The organism is Vibrio sp. 10N.286.49.E11 (genome assembly GCF_041469505.1).
In the GTDB taxonomy this organism is placed as follows: Bacteria; Pseudomonadota; Gammaproteobacteria; order Enterobacterales; family Vibrionaceae; genus Vibrio; species Vibrio crassostreae_C.
This window is the reverse complement of record NZ_JBFRKQ010000029.1, coordinates 1-1249: the sequence shown is the minus strand read 5'-3', so window position 1 is coordinate 1249 and position 1249 is coordinate 1. Positions and strand designations below refer to the sequence as shown.

The 1249-nt window shown below is 44.7% G+C and carries 1 protein-coding gene; it reads left to right on the top strand.

Annotated elements, in window-relative coordinates; genetic code table 11:
- Nucleotides 1-95: 95 nt before the first annotated feature.
- A partial coding sequence (locus tag AB4167_RS06060; RefSeq protein WP_372136287.1) for an ISL3 family transposase occupies nt 96-1249 on the top strand: 1154 nt, incomplete at its 3' end.

Genomic DNA, 1249 nt, shown 5'->3' with positions numbered 1-1249 from the left:
GGTTCATCGCGGATTAGCGGGAACTAAAAACAAAAACGGTAGTAAGTGATATGGTTTAGTCGCCAAACAAAAATCATACACAAACTACCGTTTTCATGCCGAATCATACTTTCCTATCTTCATTCTGGGAAGGCTTTCAAATAGTAAAGTCTCACCAGACAGCATCACTTATTACCCTGACTCTTAAACCTAACTCTGAGGCTAAGTGCCTTTGTGGTCTCGAGGCCGAGGCTATTCATGAGTATCAATGGCGTCATGTAAAAGAGGCCATGTTGCTCGGTGTTCCTGTTGAACTTTCCGTTCAAACACGAAGAATCAAGTGTCGTGACTGCGGCATAAAAACAGAGTCTCTATCTTGGTTAGAGCCTTATGCTCGCATCACGAAGCGCTTAAAAAGTTATATAGAACAACTGCTGCCTCTTCTTCCCATTAAGCATATCTCCCAGTTAACAAGCGTACATTGGCACACCATTAAAGAGATAGATAAACGCCGACTTCGCCAAGTGGTACCGTCAGTGAAATGGGAGGGGCTAAGGCAACTCGTCATGGATGAGTTCGCTATCTTTAAAGGACATCGGTATGCCACGGTCATTGCTGACGCTAAGACTCACCAAGTTATTTGGATAGGGTTAGGCCGTAGCCGCAAGGACATACGACCGTTCTTCGAGCTGTTAGGCAAGCATGGCAATAATATCGAAGCGGTCGCGATGGACATGAATACGGCTTTTGACCTTGAAGTTCAAGCGCACTGCCCGAACGCCAAAATCGTTTACGACTTATTCCATGTTGTTGCTAAGTTCGGTCGTGAGGTAATGGATAGAGTCAGAGTCGACCAAGCCAACAAACTCAAGCAAGATAAAAAAGCGAGGCAATGGGTCAAGCGCTCACGCTGGGTGTTGTTGAAAAATAGAGGCAACTTAAATCCACGGCAAGACAGCTATCTTACAGAAATATTGAATATCAATAAGGACTTAATGACCACTTATATACTCGGGGCACAGCTCAAAGAGCTTTGGTATTGTGAATCAGAAGCACATGCTAAAGGGCTCTGGGAGGCTTGGTGGGCACAAGTACAAGAGAGTGGAATTAAGCCATTGAAAGAGTTCGCACGAAAACTGAGTCCTTATCTTCACGGTATTATCGCATCGGCAAGTTATCCGCTAAACACCTGCACCCTAGAAGGGATAAACAACAAGATAAAGCTAATCAAGCGAATGGGGTATGGGTATCGAGATACCGACTACTTCTT